Origin of the sequence: Agrobacterium sp. P15N1-A (assembly GCF_044626815.1) — a bacterium.
GTDB lineage: Bacteria > Pseudomonadota > Alphaproteobacteria > Rhizobiales > Rhizobiaceae > Agrobacterium > Agrobacterium leguminum.
Genome location: NZ_JBIUPF010000004.1, coordinates 395,772 through 412,676, shown reverse-complemented (window position 1 = coordinate 412,676; position 16,905 = coordinate 395,772). Strand labels below are relative to the sequence as shown.

The 16,905-nt window shown below is 60.8% G+C and carries 18 protein-coding genes and 1 pseudogene; 13 read left to right on the top strand and 6 right to left on the bottom strand.

Annotated features, from left to right (window positions below):
- Nucleotides 1–16: 16 nt before the first annotated feature.
- From ACIK7D_RS16955 to accB, 5 genes are read right to left on the bottom strand one after another with little or no spacing between them, the layout of a single operon-like run.
- Nucleotides 17–1,015: a biotin-dependent carboxyltransferase family protein gene (locus ACIK7D_RS16955; RefSeq protein ID WP_080819633.1), complete on the bottom strand. Its 999-nt coding sequence runs from the start codon at nucleotides 1,013–1,015 to the stop codon at nucleotides 17–19.
- Nucleotides 1,012–1,725 (bottom strand): 5-oxoprolinase subunit PxpB, encoded by a 714-nt coding sequence (pxpB, locus tag ACIK7D_RS16950; protein WP_080819631.1) that lies wholly within the window; start codon nucleotides 1,723–1,725, stop codon nucleotides 1,012–1,014. Before pxpB ends, ACIK7D_RS16955 begins: the two co-directional genes overlap by 4 nt.
- Nucleotides 1,722–2,162 (bottom strand): biotin/lipoyl-containing protein, encoded by a 441-nt coding sequence (locus tag ACIK7D_RS16945; RefSeq protein WP_137453540.1) that lies wholly within the window; start codon nucleotides 2,160–2,162, stop codon nucleotides 1,722–1,724. Before ACIK7D_RS16945 ends, pxpB begins: the two co-directional genes overlap by 4 nt.
- On the bottom strand, nucleotides 2,159–3,550 hold the full coding sequence (gene accC, locus ACIK7D_RS16940) for an acetyl-CoA carboxylase biotin carboxylase subunit (protein ID WP_400156879.1): 1,392 nt from the start codon (nucleotides 3,548–3,550) through the stop codon (nucleotides 2,159–2,161). The genes ACIK7D_RS16945 and accC overlap by 4 nt, the downstream gene beginning before the upstream one ends.
- Nucleotides 3,547–4,002, bottom strand: a complete 456-nt coding sequence (gene accB, locus ACIK7D_RS16935) for an acetyl-CoA carboxylase biotin carboxyl carrier protein (protein WP_400156878.1) — start codon at nucleotides 4,000–4,002, stop codon at nucleotides 3,547–3,549. The genes accC and accB overlap by 4 nt, the downstream gene beginning before the upstream one ends.
- A gap of 193 nt (nucleotides 4,003–4,195) precedes the next feature.
- Here accB and ACIK7D_RS16930 point away from each other — a divergent pair, with 193 nt between their 5' ends.
- Nucleotides 4,196–5,122: a DMT family transporter gene (locus tag ACIK7D_RS16930; RefSeq protein ID WP_400156877.1), complete on the top strand. Its 927-nt coding sequence runs from the start codon at nucleotides 4,196–4,198 to the stop codon at nucleotides 5,120–5,122.
- Here the strand turns inward: ACIK7D_RS16930 and ACIK7D_RS16925 are convergent.
- On the bottom strand, nucleotides 5,091–6,020 hold the full coding sequence (locus ACIK7D_RS16925; protein WP_400156876.1) for a DMT family transporter: 930 nt from the start codon (nucleotides 6,018–6,020) through the stop codon (nucleotides 5,091–5,093). The two genes, ACIK7D_RS16930 and ACIK7D_RS16925, sit on opposite strands and share 32 nt — an antisense overlap.
- Nucleotides 6,021–6,218: 198 nt before the next feature.
- Here ACIK7D_RS16925 and ACIK7D_RS16920 point away from each other — a divergent pair, with 198 nt between their 5' ends.
- The 12 genes and pseudogenes from ACIK7D_RS16920 (at nucleotide 6,219) to ACIK7D_RS16865 (ending at nucleotide 16,894) form a co-directional block, all read left to right on the top strand.
- Nucleotides 6,219–7,106, top strand: coding sequence for a LysR family transcriptional regulator (locus tag ACIK7D_RS16920; protein ID WP_135396985.1), 888 nt, complete (start codon nucleotides 6,219–6,221; stop codon nucleotides 7,104–7,106).
- A gap of 94 nt (nucleotides 7,107–7,200) precedes the next feature.
- A complete protein-coding gene (locus tag ACIK7D_RS16915; RefSeq protein ID WP_400156875.1) occupies nucleotides 7,201–8,154 on the top strand; it encodes a tripartite tricarboxylate transporter substrate binding protein in 954 nt (317 codons plus the stop codon).
- A gap of 96 nt (nucleotides 8,155–8,250) precedes the next feature.
- On the top strand, nucleotides 8,251–8,919 hold the full coding sequence (locus ACIK7D_RS16910) for a 4-carboxy-4-hydroxy-2-oxoadipate aldolase/oxaloacetate decarboxylase (protein ID WP_135396989.1): 669 nt from the start codon (nucleotides 8,251–8,253) through the stop codon (nucleotides 8,917–8,919).
- A 72-nt stretch (nucleotides 8,920–8,991) separates the two neighbouring features.
- Nucleotides 8,992–9,444 carry a tripartite tricarboxylate transporter TctB family protein gene (locus tag ACIK7D_RS16905; protein ID WP_262531813.1) on the top strand — a complete coding sequence of 151 codons (453 nt, stop codon included), beginning with the start codon at nucleotides 8,992–8,994 and terminating at the stop codon, nucleotides 9,442–9,444.
- Nucleotides 9,441–10,953 (top strand): annotated as a pseudogene (locus tag ACIK7D_RS16900) (tripartite tricarboxylate transporter permease). The gene ACIK7D_RS16905 and the pseudogene ACIK7D_RS16900 overlap by 4 nt, the downstream one beginning before the upstream one ends.
- A gap of 42 nt (nucleotides 10,954–10,995) precedes the next feature.
- A complete protein-coding gene (gene denD, locus ACIK7D_RS16895; RefSeq protein ID WP_400156874.1) occupies nucleotides 10,996–11,982 on the top strand; it encodes a D-erythronate dehydrogenase in 987 nt (328 codons plus the stop codon).
- The gene (locus ACIK7D_RS16890; protein ID WP_400156873.1) at nucleotides 11,979–12,734 is read left to right on the top strand and encodes an SDR family oxidoreductase; all 756 of its coding nucleotides are present in this window, start codon (nucleotides 11,979–11,981) and stop codon (nucleotides 12,732–12,734) included. The genes denD and ACIK7D_RS16890 overlap by 4 nt, the downstream gene beginning before the upstream one ends.
- A 9-nt stretch (nucleotides 12,735–12,743) precedes the next feature.
- The gene (locus ACIK7D_RS16885; protein ID WP_400156872.1) at nucleotides 12,744–13,679 is read left to right on the top strand and encodes a 2-hydroxyacid dehydrogenase; all 936 of its coding nucleotides are present in this window, start codon (nucleotides 12,744–12,746) and stop codon (nucleotides 13,677–13,679) included.
- 170 nt (nucleotides 13,680–13,849) lie between these two features.
- Nucleotides 13,850–14,668 carry an SDR family oxidoreductase gene (locus ACIK7D_RS16880; RefSeq protein WP_400156871.1) on the top strand — a complete coding sequence of 273 codons (819 nt, stop codon included), beginning with the start codon at nucleotides 13,850–13,852 and terminating at the stop codon, nucleotides 14,666–14,668.
- Complete coding sequence (locus ACIK7D_RS16875; RefSeq protein WP_400156870.1) at nucleotides 14,665–15,372, top strand: amino acid ABC transporter permease; 708 nt, start codon at nucleotides 14,665–14,667, stop codon at nucleotides 15,370–15,372. Before ACIK7D_RS16880 ends, ACIK7D_RS16875 begins: the two co-directional genes overlap by 4 nt.
- A complete protein-coding gene (locus tag ACIK7D_RS16870; protein WP_400156869.1) occupies nucleotides 15,369–16,130 on the top strand; it encodes an amino acid ABC transporter permease in 762 nt (253 codons plus the stop codon). Before ACIK7D_RS16875 ends, ACIK7D_RS16870 begins: the two co-directional genes overlap by 4 nt.
- Nucleotides 16,127–16,894 (top strand): amino acid ABC transporter ATP-binding protein, encoded by a 768-nt coding sequence (locus ACIK7D_RS16865; protein WP_127755471.1) that lies wholly within the window; start codon nucleotides 16,127–16,129, stop codon nucleotides 16,892–16,894. Before ACIK7D_RS16870 ends, ACIK7D_RS16865 begins: the two co-directional genes overlap by 4 nt.
- The last annotated feature ends 11 nt before the right edge of the window (nucleotides 16,895–16,905 follow it).

The window sequence follows — 16,905 nt, the reverse complement described above, 5'->3', positions numbered from 1 at the left end:
TCCGTGTTCTTCAGGATTATCGTCTTGTGAGCGTGCCGAGTGCGGCGGTGACCAGCGGCAGGGTTTTGCGGATATCGGCGAAATAGGCGTCGATCGCCTGCTCGACTTCCAGCGCCTCGCGCACCGTTGCCTGCACGAAACGGATGCGGCTGCCGATGCGCGCCTGTCCAAGCCGCCACAGATCGCTGTCGATGATACCGGCTATCTTGGGATAACCGCCGGCCGTGTTGGCGTCGCTCATCTGGATGATCGGCTCGCCGCCCGGCGGCACCTGAACAACACCCGGAATGACGCCATAGGAGCGCAACTCGACGGGAGCCGAAAGCGTTAGCGGCGTTCCGGCCAGCCGGTAACCGGTGCGGTCGCTCTGCGAGGTAATTTTCCAGGCTTCGGACCAGAAACGTTCCGCACCTTCGCCGAAAAGATCGTGTTCGGCCGCAGGAATGGCTCTCAGCAGCAATTCGCCCTTGTCAGATACCGGAAACATGTCCGGCGTCGCCTCGGCAAGCGGCACGACGCCGAGGCCGCCTGCCGGCAGCGCCGATGGCTCGCACGGCAGAACGGACAGCCTGTCGCCGGTGGTGAGATGGCGTCCCTCATGGCCGCCGAAGGAGCCGCGAAGCGAGGTGCTTCGTGATCCCATCACCACCGGCACGTCGACGCCGCCCTGAAGGCAGAGATAGGCGCGCGCATTTTTAAGCGGCGTCGAAAATTCGAGGATCTGACCCTTTTCTGCCCGCACACACCAGTAGGGCGGCAGATCCGCACCATCGAGCAGTGCGGCGCAGTCCGCACCGGTTACCGCGAAGGTCAACGCTTCTTCGAATTCGATGCGGAAAGGAAAGGTCTGGATTTCAATCGCGGCGGCATCCTCACCATTGCCGACGAGAATATTGCCGACCCTGAGCGCGATGGGGTCCATCGCGCCCGTGGCGGTGATGCCGATATTGCGGTAACCCGCGCGGCCGAGATCCTGCACGGTGTTCAGCGGTCCGCAGGCAAGAATATGGATCATAGTTCGATCCTTTCGGGAAGGAAACGAACACGGTCGCCGGGCGCCAGCACCGCAGGCTGTTCGGCGGTGGCGTCGAACATGGTGATTTCGGTGAAGCCCAGGGAATTCCAGCCATTCGGTCCGGTCAGCACCGAGATGCCGGATTGCATGCCGCCAATCGTCACCATGCCCTTCAACATGCGAAGCGACGGAACTTTCTTGCGCGGCATGAAAATGCGTGAGTCGAGACCGCCGAGATAACCGAAGCCCGGCGCGCTGCCGACGGCAAAAACCGTATAGGTCCGCTCGAAATGCAGGCGCACGACCTCCTTGTCCGGCAGACCGGAATAATCGCAGATCGCCGCAAGGTCGATGGCGTGCTCGCCGCCATAGGTCGTCGGCACCTCGATGGTCTTGCCGAGAAGATCGAGTTCCGCAGTCCTTTGCCAGAGGTCGAGAAGCTCATCCTGCAAACGCCCGGCATCTTCAGGCGTGCCGCGCAGCACGATCAAGAGGTTGGTCATGCCGGGTATGAGTTCCAGCACGTCGGGGCGGTCCTTCAATGCGCGCGTCAGCGCCCAGATACGCCGCTGGGCGGGCAGGTCCAGCTCGCCAGGCGCTTCGATCAGAAACGTCTTGTTGCCGATCATCGAGATTTTCGGCAGGCCCAGATGGGCGGGGGTCAGGTGGGGCGTTTTCAGCGGGAGGTTGCTCATCGACGTCACCATCATGTTTCGGTCTTGAGAAGGGTGGAGCCATAGCCGACAAGCGCGCCGGTTTCCGTCACGGTTTCGCTAACGGTGCCGGCTTTTTCGGCGATGACCGGAACAAGCACGGGGCCTGCTGCCACGAATGCGACGATCTCGCCTTTCGCTACGGATTGTCCTGCCCGAACCGCCCGGTTGGGGCGCTGCGGATGGGCTGCTGTGAAGATGCCGGCCATCGGTGCACGGGCAAGAATATCCCCTGCCTTTACCGGCGCTTTGTTCGTTTCAATGGGCCGCAGCGCGGCAGGGGCCTGGCCGACTGCCATGGCAACGATCTTCAATGACCCATCCGGGGTCTCTATCTCGATGGCGGAGACGTTGTTGCGCTCGAGGTGAGCGGCAAGATCGGCAATCGTGCCGGGCTCGCTGTAGCGGGATATGGAAACAGGCTGTCGCTTCACTTTGCACTCCGCGCTGCAAGCCAATGTTCTAGGTAATGAATATCCGTGCCGCCTTCGGAGAAGGCCGGGTCCTGCAATATTTCCCGATGCAGCGGCAGGTTGGTGGAAACGCCTTCGATGCGCATTTCGCCAAGTGCGCGCCGCATGCGCAGGATCGCCTGCTCGCGGGTCGGCGCATGGACGATGAGCTTGGCAATCAGCGAATCGTAATGGGCGGAAACCCTGTAACCTGCCGTCACATGGGTATCGACCCGGACGCCGGGGCCGCCCGGCAGGTGAAGCGCCGTGATAAGGCCGGGGCAGGGAATGAAACTATAGGGGTCTTCGGCATTGATGCGGCATTCGATCGAGTGGCCTTCGCAGACGATATCCTCCTGCGAAATCTCAAGCGGATGGCCGAGCGCGACGAGAAGCTGCTGGCGCACCAAATCCACGCCCGAGGTCATTTCCGTGACCGGATGTTCGACCTGCAGGCGGGTATTCATCTCGATGAAATAGAATTCGCCATTCTCGTAAAGAAACTCGAAGGTGCCGACCCCGCGATAACCGATCTGGCGGCAGGCTTCGACACAGCGATTGCCGACGAAAGCCGCGACATCCGGCGGAATGCCGATGGCCGGGCCTTCTTCGACGACCTTCTGGTGCCGGCGCTGCATGGAACAATCGCGCAGGCCCACCCAGACCCCGTTGCCCTGACCATCGCAGAGAACCTGAATTTCAACATGGCGCGGATGTTCGAGGAATTTCTCGATATAGAGTTCCGGTGTTCCGAAGGCCCGGCTCGCCTCTTCACGCGTGACGAGAACGGCATCCTGAAGGGCGGAGGCATCGTGCACGACACGCATGCCGCGCCCGCCGCCGCCGCCGGCCGCCTTGACGATGACGGGATAGCCGATTTCGGCGGCGATTTTCGAGACTTCGGCCATGTCATCCGGCAGGGCGGAATCGGGGCCGGGAACGCAGGGCACGCCGGCCTCCATCATCGCCCGCTTCGCCGCGATCTTGTCACCCATGGTGCGGATGGCATCGGCGCGCGGGCCGATGAAGACTGCCCCCGCCGCCTCCACGGCTTCAGAAAAAGACGCTCTTTCGGACAGGAAACCATAGCCGGGGTGAACCGCGCCAGCGCCGGTCAGCTCCATCGCAAGCAGTATGGCCGGCGCGTTGAGATAGCTCTGGCCGGGAGAGGCGGGGCCGATGCAGATGGCGGTATCGGCCGCCTTCAGATAGTCGGCATCCTTATCGGCTTCCGAATAGATCATGACGGTCTTCAGGCCGAGTTCACGGCAGGCGCGCTGCACCCGCAGGGCAATCTCGCCGCGATTGGCGATCAGCACGCTGTCGAATGCTCTTGGCTCAGCTACTTTTGGGAGTGTCGCATCCATCATTCGAACTCCAGCACTGGCTGTCCGAGTTCGACGTCTTCGCCGTCATTGGCGATAAATCTGGCGATCCTGCCGCTTCGTTCGGCCCTCACGGTGTTGAATACTTTCATCGCCTCGATGATGAAGAGTTCCTGTCCTTCCTTCACCTCGTCGCCGGCTTCGGCGAAAGGCGCCGCGCCCGGGCTCGGGGCGCGATGGAAAAGGCCGAATGAGGGTGCTGCGACGATGCCGGATGAGGCCGGTGCGGCTGCGGGCGCCTGTTCTTCGGCGCGGGGTGTCTCGGATGCCGTTTCCGCCACCGCAACGGGCCGGGGCTGCGATGATGGCGCCCGCAGTGAAACGGCATTGTTTTCGCGGATGATCCGGACCGTGGTTCCCTCCTGGCTCACGGTCAATTCGGACACTCGCGAAGAGCCGACGAACTCGATCAGTTTCTTGATCTTTTCCAGATCCATATTGGTTTCCAACGTCTTTTTTGTCCCCACGGGGGCAGGCGGGCGGAGCGGAATCCGCACCCTGTCCATCAGCAATAGCTACCATGGGGGCGGGATTGATGGGGTCAGACGAAGTTCCTATGGACATTGCTTTCCGGTTTGATATCCCGCCGCCGCGTGGTGAAACGGTTCGAAGACTCCGAAGGAACGAACCATGGATTCCCGCAAAGGCATTCTCCTCAAAATCTCCGCAGCGCTTGCTCTGGTGCTGATGGGCGCCTGCATCAGCGGCCTCAGGGGCGAAATACCCATCGGGCAGGTGCTCTTCTTCAGGTCGGCGGTGGCCATGCTGCCGCTTTGTCTGTGGATGGCGGCGCAGGGCGGTTTTCGAAGGCAGGTGGCAACCAGCCATATTGGCGGCCATCTGGTGCGGAGTTTTTCCGGCACCGGCGGCATGGTCTTCAGCTATCTGGCGCTGGCCTATATTCCGCTGGCCGACGCGACGGCCATCAGCTACGCGACACCGCTCTTCACCGTCATTCTGGCGGTGCTGCTTCTCAAGGAAGTCGTCAGGATTTATCGCTGGACGGCGGTGGTCGTCGGGCTCTGCGGCATCGTGCTGATCCTGTCGCCGCATTTTTCCTTCGATGTTTCGGATGTCGCTTCCGGTTCCGGCGTTGCCATGCTCGGCGGTCTGTTCGGCCTGGCGGCGGCTTTTTTCTCCGCCATATCGATGATCCAGATCCGGCATTTGACGCAGACGGAAAATACCGGCGCGATCATCTTCTATTTCACCCTGCTCACAACCGTCATTGGTTTCGCGAGCATCGGCATGGGCTGGAAAATGCCGACCGCGTGGCAATGGGCACTGCTGATCGGCACCGGTCTTATAGGCGGAACCGCGCAGATACTGGTGACGCTCAGCCTGCGTTATGCCGAGGCCTCGCTGCTGGCGCCGTTCGATTACACCACGATGATCTGGGCGCTGTTGATCGGTTATGCCTTCATGGATCAGGTTCCGGCCCTGACGACCATTCTGGGGGCTTCTATCGTGGTTGCCGCCGGTTTGTTCACGCTGTGGCGGGAAAGGCGGCTGCACAGAAAGCGGGTCACGGAACAGCTGACGCTGTCGGCTCCCTGACGGCCTGTTTCGCCAGCCGGTTTTCGCGCCACATGGCGAAAAGTCCGGCGGCAATGACAGTCAAGGCGCCAATGATGGTCGCACCCGTCGGCACTTCGGCCATGAAGAGATAACCGAGGGCGATTGCCCATATCATGGTGGTGTAATCGAACGGCGCCAGCAGCGAGGCCTGGGCGTGGCGCAGGCTGAGCGTCATGGCGATCTGGCCGATGCCGCCGGCAAGGCCGCCGCCAGCGAGCAGCAGGAACTGGTGAACATCCGGCATCTTCCATCCGAATATGATCGTGGCGAGGCCGGCCACCACACCCGTTAACGTATAGATGAGCACGATGCGTGACGGCTTTTCGATGCTGTTCAGGTGGCGAACGGCGATGGACGAAAAGGCGGCGCAAAGCGCACCGGTCAGCGCCAGTGCGGTTCCGATCATTGCAACGCCGTCGATCCGGGCGGGCCCTGATGCGGCATCAAAGACCAGATTGGGTGATAAGGTGATAAAGACGCCAATGAAGCCGGTGAGCACGGCGGACCATCGGTAAATCCGCACCTTTTCGCGCAAGAGCAGCGCTGCCAGCATGATGGTGAAAAGCGGCGTCGTGTAGCTCAGCACGGTGACATTCACCAGCGGCAGATAGGCGAGCGCCAGAAAGCCGAAGAACATGCCGCCAAGCCCGGCCGAGCTGCCCGCGAGCAGGCTGCCGATGTTTTTCGCGGCCGGCACGGTTATCCGCTCGGATGAGGCGATGAACCAGAGACAGAGGGGAATGAGGGCAAAAAATCCTCGACAGAAAACGACTTCGCCGACCGGGATCGCCCCGTCCAGGCCTTTCACGCAGGCGGACATGACTGTGAATGCCAGCATGGCCGTCAGCTTGAGCAAAATACCGGTCTTAGGATCCATTCCGCTCCCCATCGCAGCCAGGACCGTGTCATGGGGAAGAAGCAGAGAAAAGCCTTAGCCGGCTGTCATAAGAATCTTGTCTTACCCCATCACTTGCCCCATTGCCCACCTTTCGCGGAAAAGGGCTTTTTGCCCTAGGTCATGGCGGCGATTTGGTGTCATGATCACCTCTTGAACCGGCGGGAGGTGGAAGCGGGCATGTTGGATTTGCGCAGGCTGCGATATCTGGTCGCGATTGCCGATTGCGGCTCAATGTCGGCTGCGGCGCGGCAGTTGGGGATAGCCCAGCCGGCGCTCAGCCACCACATCACGGAACTCGAACGGCTGGTGGGTTTTCCCGTGCTGCACCGGCTGGCGCGTGGCGTGAAGGCGACGGAGAAGGGTGAAGTGCTTCTCGCCCATGCACGCGAGATCACCGAGAAGGTAAGGCAGGCGGAGGCGGAAATTCGCGCCATGGCCTATCTGGATGAGCGGGTGATCCGGCTGAGCCTCATCCCTTCCTGGGCGACGGCCTTTGCACCAAGTATCATCAGCGAAGTTGCCGCTTCGATGCCCAAGGTTTCGCTGCGGCTGATAGAGGCACGCAATGATGAATCGCTGCGCCTCATTCGTCTTGGCAAGGTGGATATGGCGGTTGCGCTTGTCGGTGCGGAAGAGAAGGCCGACGATCTCATCGTCAAGGAGAGCTTGTTTGCAGTCTCCTCAAGGCCACTCGGCCGGTCGATGCCGCTTGAGGCTGCGGCAAAGCTCAATCTGATCCTGCCGCCGAGGGATAATCCGCTGCGCGCATCGATAGACGAGGCCGCTACCTGCGCCGGTATTGGCCTGAATGTGACGATGGAGATAGACGGGCAGGATACGATCAAACGGGCTGTCGGCGCCGGCATCGGTGCGACGATCCTGTCATGGAATTCGGTTCAGCAGGAGCACGAGGCCGGCCAGCTTCAGGCCGCGCATATAACCGATCCGGTTATTTATCGCTCCATCCATCTGCTGAAGGGCAGGGAGGTGGATGAGCGCACCTTCAGGCTGTTTCGGGACCTGCTGCGGTCGGTCGCAAGGCGCGAACCTTCTTTCAACCCATAAAAGATTTGTATGGGCAGTTTGAAAACTCGGTATTTGTGTTGTTGATGGCTTGTTCCTAGCCTCCCCGGTGAAAGCGTATCGGGGAGGAAAAGATATGCGTTTGAAGACATCTCTGTTTGGCATGCTGGCGGCCGCGGGAATCCTTGCTGCGGGAGGGGCGGCGGCGGAATATCCGGAGCGGCCGGTGACGCTGGTCATCGGTTATCCGGCCGGCGGCGGCACCGATATCCAGTCGCGGGCGCTGGTGCCTTATCTTGAAAAATATCTCGGCACATCGGTCGTGGTGGAAAACCGCGAAGGTGCCGGCGGGCTGATCGGCGCGACTTATATCGCCAATGCCAAGCCTGATGGCTACACCATCGGCGCTCTGAATTTTCCATCCATGTATTCGCCGATCGTGCAGGGCAATGCCAGCTACAAGGAGGATGCCTTCACGCCGCTCGCAAACCAGATCGGCGGCGATCTGGCGCTGACCGTCAACAAGGTGTCGCTGATCAAGACCGCCAGGGAGTTTGTCGAGGCGGCCAAGGCTAGCCCGGTCGTCGTCGGCGTGACCGGCATCGGTCATCCGAGCCAGATCACTGCGCTGCTGTTTGAAGATGCGGCGGGCGTGAAGCTCAATTTCGTGCCCTTCAATGGCGGCGGCCCGGCAAGGCTCGCCATGCTTGGCAACCACGTCACGCTCGGTTTCATGAACCTCAACGAGGTTTTTGCCGACAATCGTTCCGGCGCACTTCGTGTACTGGCCACATCAGGTACCGAGCGCTCGCCGCTCTCGCCTGACGTGCCGACTTTCAAGGAGGCGGGCTACGATGTTCAGTTCAGCCTGCTTGCCGGTTTCGGTGCGCCGAAAGGTCTGCCGGCGGATGTGGAGGCAAAGTTGGTGGATGCCTTCCAGAAGGCGCTGAAGGACCCGGATTATCTTGCCGACGCCAAGAAGCGCGAACTGACCACGCTGCCGCTGACCCAGGCCGAATTTGCCGACGCCCTCAAGAAGGGCAACGCCAATCTGGCCGAGCTCTGGAAAAGCAAGCCCTGGACAAAATAGGCGGCCGGCACCGACCGCTTCTCTCATCTCCAATGAAAATGACGCTTGGGCCGCGTTTGGCCCAGGCATGACCCACTGTTGAAAGGAATCCGGCCAATGGCCCATGTCATCCGCAATTTCCAGCGCCCTTCCAAAGCCGATATCGAGGCGATCAGCAAATTCAGCCCCGCCACCATTCATGAGGCGCAGGGCAAGCTCGGCGCTCTCGATTATCGTATCAAGCCGATCAAACCCGGCCTGAAAATCTGCGGCCCGGCGATCACCGCGAAATGCCATATCGGCGACAATCTGATGATTTTCGAAGCCATCAATCTGGCAAAGCCCGGTGATGTGCTGGTCATCGATGGCGGTGACAATCCCAATCAGGGGGGCTTTGGCGATGTGCTGGCTGCCGCCTGCATCGGCAAGGGCATTGTCGGCTTCGTGGTCAGCGCCGCCGTGCGTGATGGCAAGGGTCTGCGCGAGATCGGCTTCCCGGTTTTCTCACTCGGCCTTTGCATGAAGGGCACCTCCAAGGACACGCTCGGCACCATCAACCATCCGGTCGTGGTGGGCGGCGAATTGATCAGCCCCGGCGATATCGTCTGCGGCGATGATGACGGCGTTGTCGTCGTTCGCGAGAGCGATATTCCGAAACTCGTCAAGGCCTGCCGGGAGCGCGACGATCACGAGAACCACATGATGGAGCTGCACCGTCAGGGCAAGATGGATATCGAGGATCGCTACGAAATGATGCGCTCGAAGGGATGTGTCTGGGCCGACTGAGCGAGTGTTTCGATATCTGAATACGCCGTGTCGGGAGGCGCGGCGTATTCTCAGTGTGGAGGGGAGATAATCATGGCCGAACACGGCTCGAAACTGACGGCGAATATTCTGTCCGGGGCTTTCTTTCTGGTGGCTGCCGCCGGGCTTTATTACGGCGCGCGGCCGCTGAGCATGGGCACTAATTTCCAGCCCGGACCCGGCTATATGCCGACGGTCATCGCGGCTTTGATGTTCGCACTCGGCATCGCGCTGCTTTTGCAGGATTTACTGGGAAAGACGCCGTCCGAAGCCTGGGTGGCGCCGAAAATGCGTCCGTTTCTGTCGGTCGCCGGCATTGTCGGTTTTGCGCTGCTGATCGAGCCATTGGGCTTCATTGCCGCCGCTTTCGTGCTGATCGTGCTCGCCTGCATCGCCTATGGCAGGATCCGGCCGGTTGAAGCTCTGCTGCTTTCGGCGGTGCTCATCCTCGCCTGCATCCTCATTTTCGTTGTCGGCCTCGGACAGAGGATACCGCTGCTGCCATGACTGATCTTCTTTCCAATATCATCCTCGGTTTCGGTGTGGCCGTCACGCCGATAAACCTTTTTTACTGTCTGCTCGGCGTCACGCTCGGCACGATGATCGGCATCCTGCCGGGCATCGGTCCTTCCGCCACCGTCGCGCTGCTTCTGCCCATCACCTATACGATGCCGGATACGGCGGCGCTGATCATGCTCGCGGGCATTTTTTATGGTGCGCAATATGGCGGCTCGACAACGGCGATCCTCGTTAACCTGCCGGGTGAATCCTCGTCCGTCGTCACCTGCATCGATGGTTATGCCATGGCGCGCCAAGGCAGGGCGGGTGTGGCGCTGGCCACGGCGGCGCTCGGGTCGTTTTTTGCCGGCACGGTGGCGACTGTCTTGATCGTCGTTGTCGCAAAGCCGCTTTCGGCCGTTGCGCTTGCCTTCGGCCCGGCCGATTATTTCAGTCTGGTGATCTTCGGGTTGTTGTTTGCCGTATTCCTGTCGAGCGGATCGCCGGTTAAGGCGGTCGGCATGGTCGCCTTCGGTATCGCCCTCAGCCTCGTCGGCATCGATCCGACATCCGGGGAGCAGCGTTTCACCTTCGGCATGGCCGAACTGTTCGACGGCATCGATTTCGTGGTGCTTGCCATCGGGTTGCTCGGCGTCAGCGAAATTCTCTTCAACCTGCAGCAGGGCGTGGAGCGGGATGCAGGGGCAGCAAAGACCGGATCGCTGATGCCGACCCGGCAGGATTTCAAACAGGCCTTTCCCGCCGTGTTGCGCGGTACCGCGCTCGGCTCTTTCCTCGGTGTACTGCCCGGTGGTGGTGCCATCATGAGTTCGTTCGCGAGTTATGCGCTGGAACGCAAGATCGCCAAGGATCCGTCCCGGTTTGGCAAGGGCGCAATCGAAGGGCTGGCGGGGCCGGAAAGCGCCAATAATGCCGGCGCGCAGACCTCCTTCATTCCGCTTCTGACGCTCGGCATTCCCGCCAACGGGCTGATGGCGCTGATGGTAGGCGCGATGATGATCCAGGGCATTACACCGGGACCTGAAGTCATGCAGTCGCGGCCAGACCTTTTCTGGGGGCTGATCGCCAGCATGTGGGTGGGCAATCTGCTGCTTCTGGTGTTGAACCTGCCGCTGATCGGCATCTGGGTTCGCCTTCTCGGCATTCCCTACCGGTTTTTGTGCCCCGCCATTTTGATGTTCTGCGCCATCGGCGCCTATGGCCTGTCCTACAGCGTCGTCGATGTTCTGTTCTGCGCGGGTCTTCGGCATCGTCGGCTTCTTCTTGCGCAAGATTGGCTGTGAGCCGGCACCTCTGGTGCTGGGCTTCGTGCTTGGTCCGCTTCTGGAACAGAACATGCGCCTCGGGCTGCTGATCTCGCAGGGAAGTTTTTCGACATTCGTCACCCATCCGATCAGCGCCACCTTGCTCGCTTTGTCTGCCATCGTCGTCATCATGATGGCGATGCCGGCGATCATGCGCCGCCGCGAAGTGGTGTTTCAGGGTGACGAGGACTGACAATCAATCGAGCCGGCAATGCCGGTCAATCAAAGGTGAACCATGCATATTCTGATAATCGGCGCGGCCGGAATGATCGGCCGTAAATTGACGCAACGCCTTACCGCGGACGGAACGCTTGGCGGTGTGAAGATCAGCCAAATGACGCTGACGGATGTTTTCGAGCCGGTTGCGCCAAAAGGTTTTGGCGGCACGGTGACCCTCGAGCGTAGCGATCTGTCGAACGCCGGCGTCGCCGAAAAGCTGATCGCAAAACGGCCGGATGTGATCTTCAATCTCGCCGCCGTGGTTTCGGGCGAGGCGGAGGCCGATTTCGAGAAGGGCTATCGCATCAATCTCGATGGCGGACGTTCGCTGTTCGAAGCCATTCGTCTGGAGCATCAGAAGGACGGATACCGGCCGCGTGTGGTGTTCTGCTCGTCGCTCGCCGTGTTCGGCTCGCCATTCCCGAAGGTGATCGGCGATGAGTTCCTGACGGCTCCGCTGACCAGCTACGGTACGCAGAAGGCGATCGTGGAGCTTTTGCTCGCGGATTATAGCCGCCGTGGTTTCTTCGATGGCGTCAGCATCCGCTTGCCCACCATCTGCATCCGCCCCGGCAAGCCGAACGCGGCCGCCTCCGGCTTCTTCTCCAATATCCTGCGCGAACCGCTGGTGGGCCAGCAAGCGGTGCTGCCCGTTGCCGATACCGTGCGCCACTGGTTCGCCAGCCCGCGTTCGGCCGTCGCCTTCCTGCTGCGCGCCGCGACCGTCGATCTTTCCGGGCTTGGCGTTCGTCGCAATCTCATCATGCCGGGGCTTTCGGCCACGGTCGCCGATGAGATCGAGGCCCTGCGCGCCTTCGCCGGCGAAAAGGCGGTGGCGCTTATCAAGCGTGTTCCCGACGAGCGGATCATCCGGATCGTCGACGGCTGGGCCGAGGATTACGATCCACAGCTCGCTCTGTCGCTCGGCTTCCGGGCGGAAACATCCTTTGCCGAAATCATTCAGGCGCATGTGGAAGATGAACTGGAAGGGAAAACGGCATGAGTGGGGGAAAGATCGCACTCGTCACGGGTGGAGGAACAGGCGTCGGCAAGGCGATTGCCAAGGCGCTTCTGGAAGATGGTTACAGCGTTGCGATCACAGGGCGGCGGCGTGAAGTTCTGGACGCCGCTGTCGGCGAATGGTGCGAACATCGAGACCGCGTTCTGGCCGTCGCGGCAGATATTTCCGTTCCGGCCGATGTCGAACGGCTGTTCGCCGAGGTCACCGGTCGTTTCGGCCGTCTCGATCTTCTGGTCAACAACGCCGGCATGTCGGCACCGGCGGTCCATATCGAAGACGTGCCGTTCGAAACCTGGAACGCGGTGGTCGGGGCCAACCTCACTGGCGCTTTCCTCTGCACGCAGGCGGCGTTTCGCCAGATGAAAGCGCAGTCACCACAGGGCGGGCGCATCATCAATAATGGCTCGATTTCGGCCACCACGCCGCGTCCGCGTTCGGCGCCCTATACCGCGACCAAACACGCGATCACCGGCCTTACCAAGTCGGCCGCGCTGGATGGCAGGGCATTCAACATTGCCTGCGGGCAGATCGATATCGGTAATGCCAGCACCGAAATGACGCGCGCCATGGCGACCGGCGTGCTGCAGGCGGATGGCAGCACCGCCATCGAACCGACCATCGACGCCGGCATCGTCGCCAAGGCCGTGGTGCACATGGCCTCGCTGCCACTTGAGGCGAATGTGCTAACCATGACCGTGATGGCGAGCGGCATGCCTTTCGTCGGTCGCGGGTAAGGAGTGCGCATGAAGCCCGATCTTTTGCAAACCTATCCGCTCCAGCCACAAATAGAAGCCGAACTGCAAAAACGCTTCCGAGTCCATCGATGGCACGAAATATCCGACAAACAGGCGTTTCTGCAGGCGGAGGCGGCTTCGATAAAGGCCGTCGTCACCGGTGGCCATATCGGCCTCGCCCCCGATCTCGCCGACTGCCTGCCCGCTCTCGAAATCGTCGCCATCAACGGCGTCGGTTTCGACAGGGTCGATCTCGATCAGGCCCGCGCGCGCGGCTTCAGGGTGACGAACACGCCTGATGTGCTGACCGAGGACGTTGCCGATCTCGCCATCGGCCTTTCCATCATGCTGCTGCGCCAGCTTGTCAGCGCGGATCACCATGTTCGCTCGGGAGAGTGGAAAAAAGCCGAGATGCCGCTTGGCAACAAGGCCTCGCGGCGGCGTTACGGGATTTACGGGCTTGGCCGCATAGGCCGCGCCATTGCGGTACGGTTGGAGGCCTTCGATGCGGAGATTTCCTATTTCAGCCGGCGGAAACAGGACGTGGCTTATGGTTATCATTCAACGGCAGTGTCGCTCGCAAGCGCCTGCGATGTCCTGATCGTCGCGGCGGCGGCGACGCCGGAGACCAGACACGCGATCAACCGCGAGGTCTTGGCGGCGCTGGGGCCGGATGGCGTGCTCGTCAATGTCGCCAGAGGATCGCTGGTGGATGAAAAGGCGCTGGTCGATATTCTTCTGGCAGGCGGGCTGAAGGGTGCGGCGCTCGATGTCTTCGAGAACGAGCCGCATGTTCCCGAGGCGCTGATCGGTATGCGGAATGTCGTTCTCGCCCCGCATATAGGCGCTGCGACCCATGAGACGCGGCTCCAGATGGGTGCTCTGGTTCTCGCCAATCTGGATGCGCATTTCGCAGGACAGGACCTGCCGACGGCGGTGGTCTAGAATGAGCCGGTGGCCGGCAAGGGGAACATATGCCCCCGCCGGCCGGATTGCCGCATCGCTGAAAGTGGTGCAATCGCCATCCATACAAGTTGCTTATTACTCCAAAAAAAATCGGTCTTAGGCAAGCGATGAAAGCTTCACTAATGTTTGCTCAACGATAGGGGACAAACATGCCATTCTCAGACTACAAGACCGCACTCGTAACCGGCGCATCTTCCGGAATTGGCGCCGCCGTCGTTGAGCGCCTTTGCCGCGAAGGGCTGGAAGTACATGCGGTTGCCAGAAGCGCGGACGCTCTCAACAAGCTGGCGAAGCGCACGGGCTGCTTCGCCCATGCCATCGATGTGACGGACCGGCCGGCGCTTGCAAAGCTCACCAGCGAAGTTGCGTTCGATGTCCTCGTGAACAATGCCGGTGTCGACCGCCCGAAGAAGTTCCTGGAAGCGGATGAGAGCGATATCGATCTCCTGATCGACGTCAACCTGCGCGCCGTGCTGCATCTGTGCCGCATGGTGGTGCCGGGCATGGTGGCGCGCGATCGTGGCCATGTCATCAACATCTCTTCCATTGCCGGCAATTACAATTTCGGCGGCAACTCCATCTATCATGCCAGCAAGGCGGGCGTGGCGATGCTGTCCAACCAGCTGCGCATCGATGCCTTCGGCAAACGCGTGCGGGTAACGGAAATCTGCCCCGGACGTGTCGCAACCGATATCTTCAACCATGTGCATGGAAATGATCCGAGCATTCGCGAACGTTTCATCGATGGTTTCGAGCTGCCGCAGGCATCCGATATCGCCGATGCGATTGCCTTTGCCATCGCTGCCCCCGTGGCCATGAATATCGGCCACATGGAAATTACCCCGACGCTTCAGGTCATGGGCGGGCTGCAGACTGCCAAGCCACAGACGGTTGAAAGTCGGCCGATTGAAAATCGACCGGCTGAAAATAAGGCCGCGGCGGGCGGAGCCGGAGGAAAAGTCGCGTGAGCGGTTTTGACCTCTGGGCAATCCTGAGCAGTGCGGACTACGTCTCGATGCTTTTGCATGGCATCCAGATGACGTTCATCATCTATGCCGGCTCATGGCTGCTCGCCATGTCGCTGGCCATTGTGCTGCTTGCCATTCGCCTGTCACCTTTCCGCTTCGGTGATCCGCTGGTGGCGGCCTATGTTTCCTATCACCGCAACGTTCCGACACTCGTGCAGCTGATGCTGTGGTATTTCGGCGTCTTCACGCTACTGCCAAGCGGATTGGCCAACTGGCTTTCCAGCCACAATGCCGAAGCGATCTTCGCCATTATCGGTCTCGGCCTCTGTCAGGCAGCCTATTTCAGCGAAGATCTGCGCTCCGGCGTGCGTTCCATCAATCCCGGCCAGATGGAAGCGGCGCGTGCGCTCGGGCACAGCTATGTCTCGGCGATGCGTTTCGTCATCATGCCGCAGGGCGTTCGCAACGCACTGCCGCCGCTGATCAACCACAGTACCTCGCTGTTCAAGAACAGCAGTCTTGGTGTTCTGATCGGCGCACCGGAACTCACCCATGCGGTCAAGGAAGTCGAAAATCTCAGCTTCCGGACGTTTGAAGTCTATCTGGTCGCCACCGTGCTTTATCTGTTCTTCTCGCTGCTGATCATGGGTCTCGGAGCCTATATCTCCATGCGTGCCGATCCACTGCGGAGGGCACGGGCATGATCCATGACATGATCGCAATCGTGCAGGATTACTGGCTGCTTCTGCTGATTGGCCAATATCCCAACGGCCCGCTGGGCGGCCTTGCCAACACGCTCATCCTGTCGGCGCTCAGCATCGCGCTCGCCTTTCCCGTCAGCATCCTGATGGCGCTGGCGCGGCTGTCGAAATGGCGGCTCCTGCGCTGGCCGGTGACTGCCGTGGTTTATTTCACCCGCGGCGTGCCGCTTCTGATGCTCATTCTCTGGAGCTATTTCCTCGTTCCGCTCTGGACCGGCGCCGATGTGCCGAGCTTCGTGACGATGCTGACCACGCTCGTCATCTATCAGGGCGCTTTCATGAGCGAAGTCGTCCGCGCCGGCATCGTATCGCTGGGCACGGGGCAGATGGATGCGGCACGAGCCCTCGGCCACGGTTATTTCGGCGCGATGCGTTATGTCATCCTGCCGCAGGCGCTTTACAACATGATCCCGAGCCTCATTTCGACGTTCGTGTCCACCATCAAGGATACGACGCTTGGTTATGTCATCAATGTGCCGGACCTGACTTTTGCGGCGAACCAAGTGAACAACCAGCTCCTGACCCAGCCTTTCCAGGTCTTCCTCATTCTGGCGCTGGTTTATTACATCATCTGCTGGTCGCTCACCCATGTCGCCAATCTTCTCGAGCGGCGCATCGCCCGCCGCCGGGCCGGCCCGCGCGGCAAGCTTGCCGCAGACACGGCACCGGCCCCCGCCAATATCGTTACGGAGCAGCTATGACCGCGCCAGTTTCCGCCTCTCAGGACGCCTACACCATCACGCTTTCGCAGGTCTGCAAAAGCTATGGCGATTATCAGGTGCTCAAGGATGTCAACGAAAACGTCACCCGTGGCGAAGTCGTTGTCATCTGCGGCCCGTCGGGCTCCGGTAAGTCTACCCTCATCCGCACGATCAACCGTCTGGAGGAGATCAGCAGCGGCTCGATCATGCTGGATGGCAGGAACATCCATGCCCAGATGCGCGCAAAGGAGCTGAACGCACTGCGCAGCCGTGTGGGCTTCGTCTTCCAGAGCTTCAACCTCTTCCCGCATCTTTCAGTGGTCGAGAATGTTTCCATGTCGCCGATCCGGGTGAAGGGTGTTTCTCCGGCCGTCGCCCATGACAAGGCGCTGAAGCTTCTCGACCGCGTCGGCTTGGCTGACAAGGCCAATTCCTATCCCGCCCAGCTTTCCGGTGGTCAGCAGCAGCGCGTCGCCATCGCGCGGGCGCTCGCCATGGAGCCGCCGGTCATGCTGTTCGACGAGCCGACCTCAGCGCTCGATCCGGAAATGGTGGGTGAGGTGCTCGCCGTCATGAAGAGCCTCGCCGCCGAAGGCATGACCATGCTCTGCGTCACCCACGAAATGGGCTTTGCCCGGGAAGTGGCCGACCGCATCTGGTTCATCGATGCCGGGCGCATTCTCGAAACCGCAAAGCCGGACGAGTTTTTCAAAAATCCGCAACATCCGCGTGCGCAGCGGTTTCTTGCCGATCTGAGACACTAGACCCAACCTCT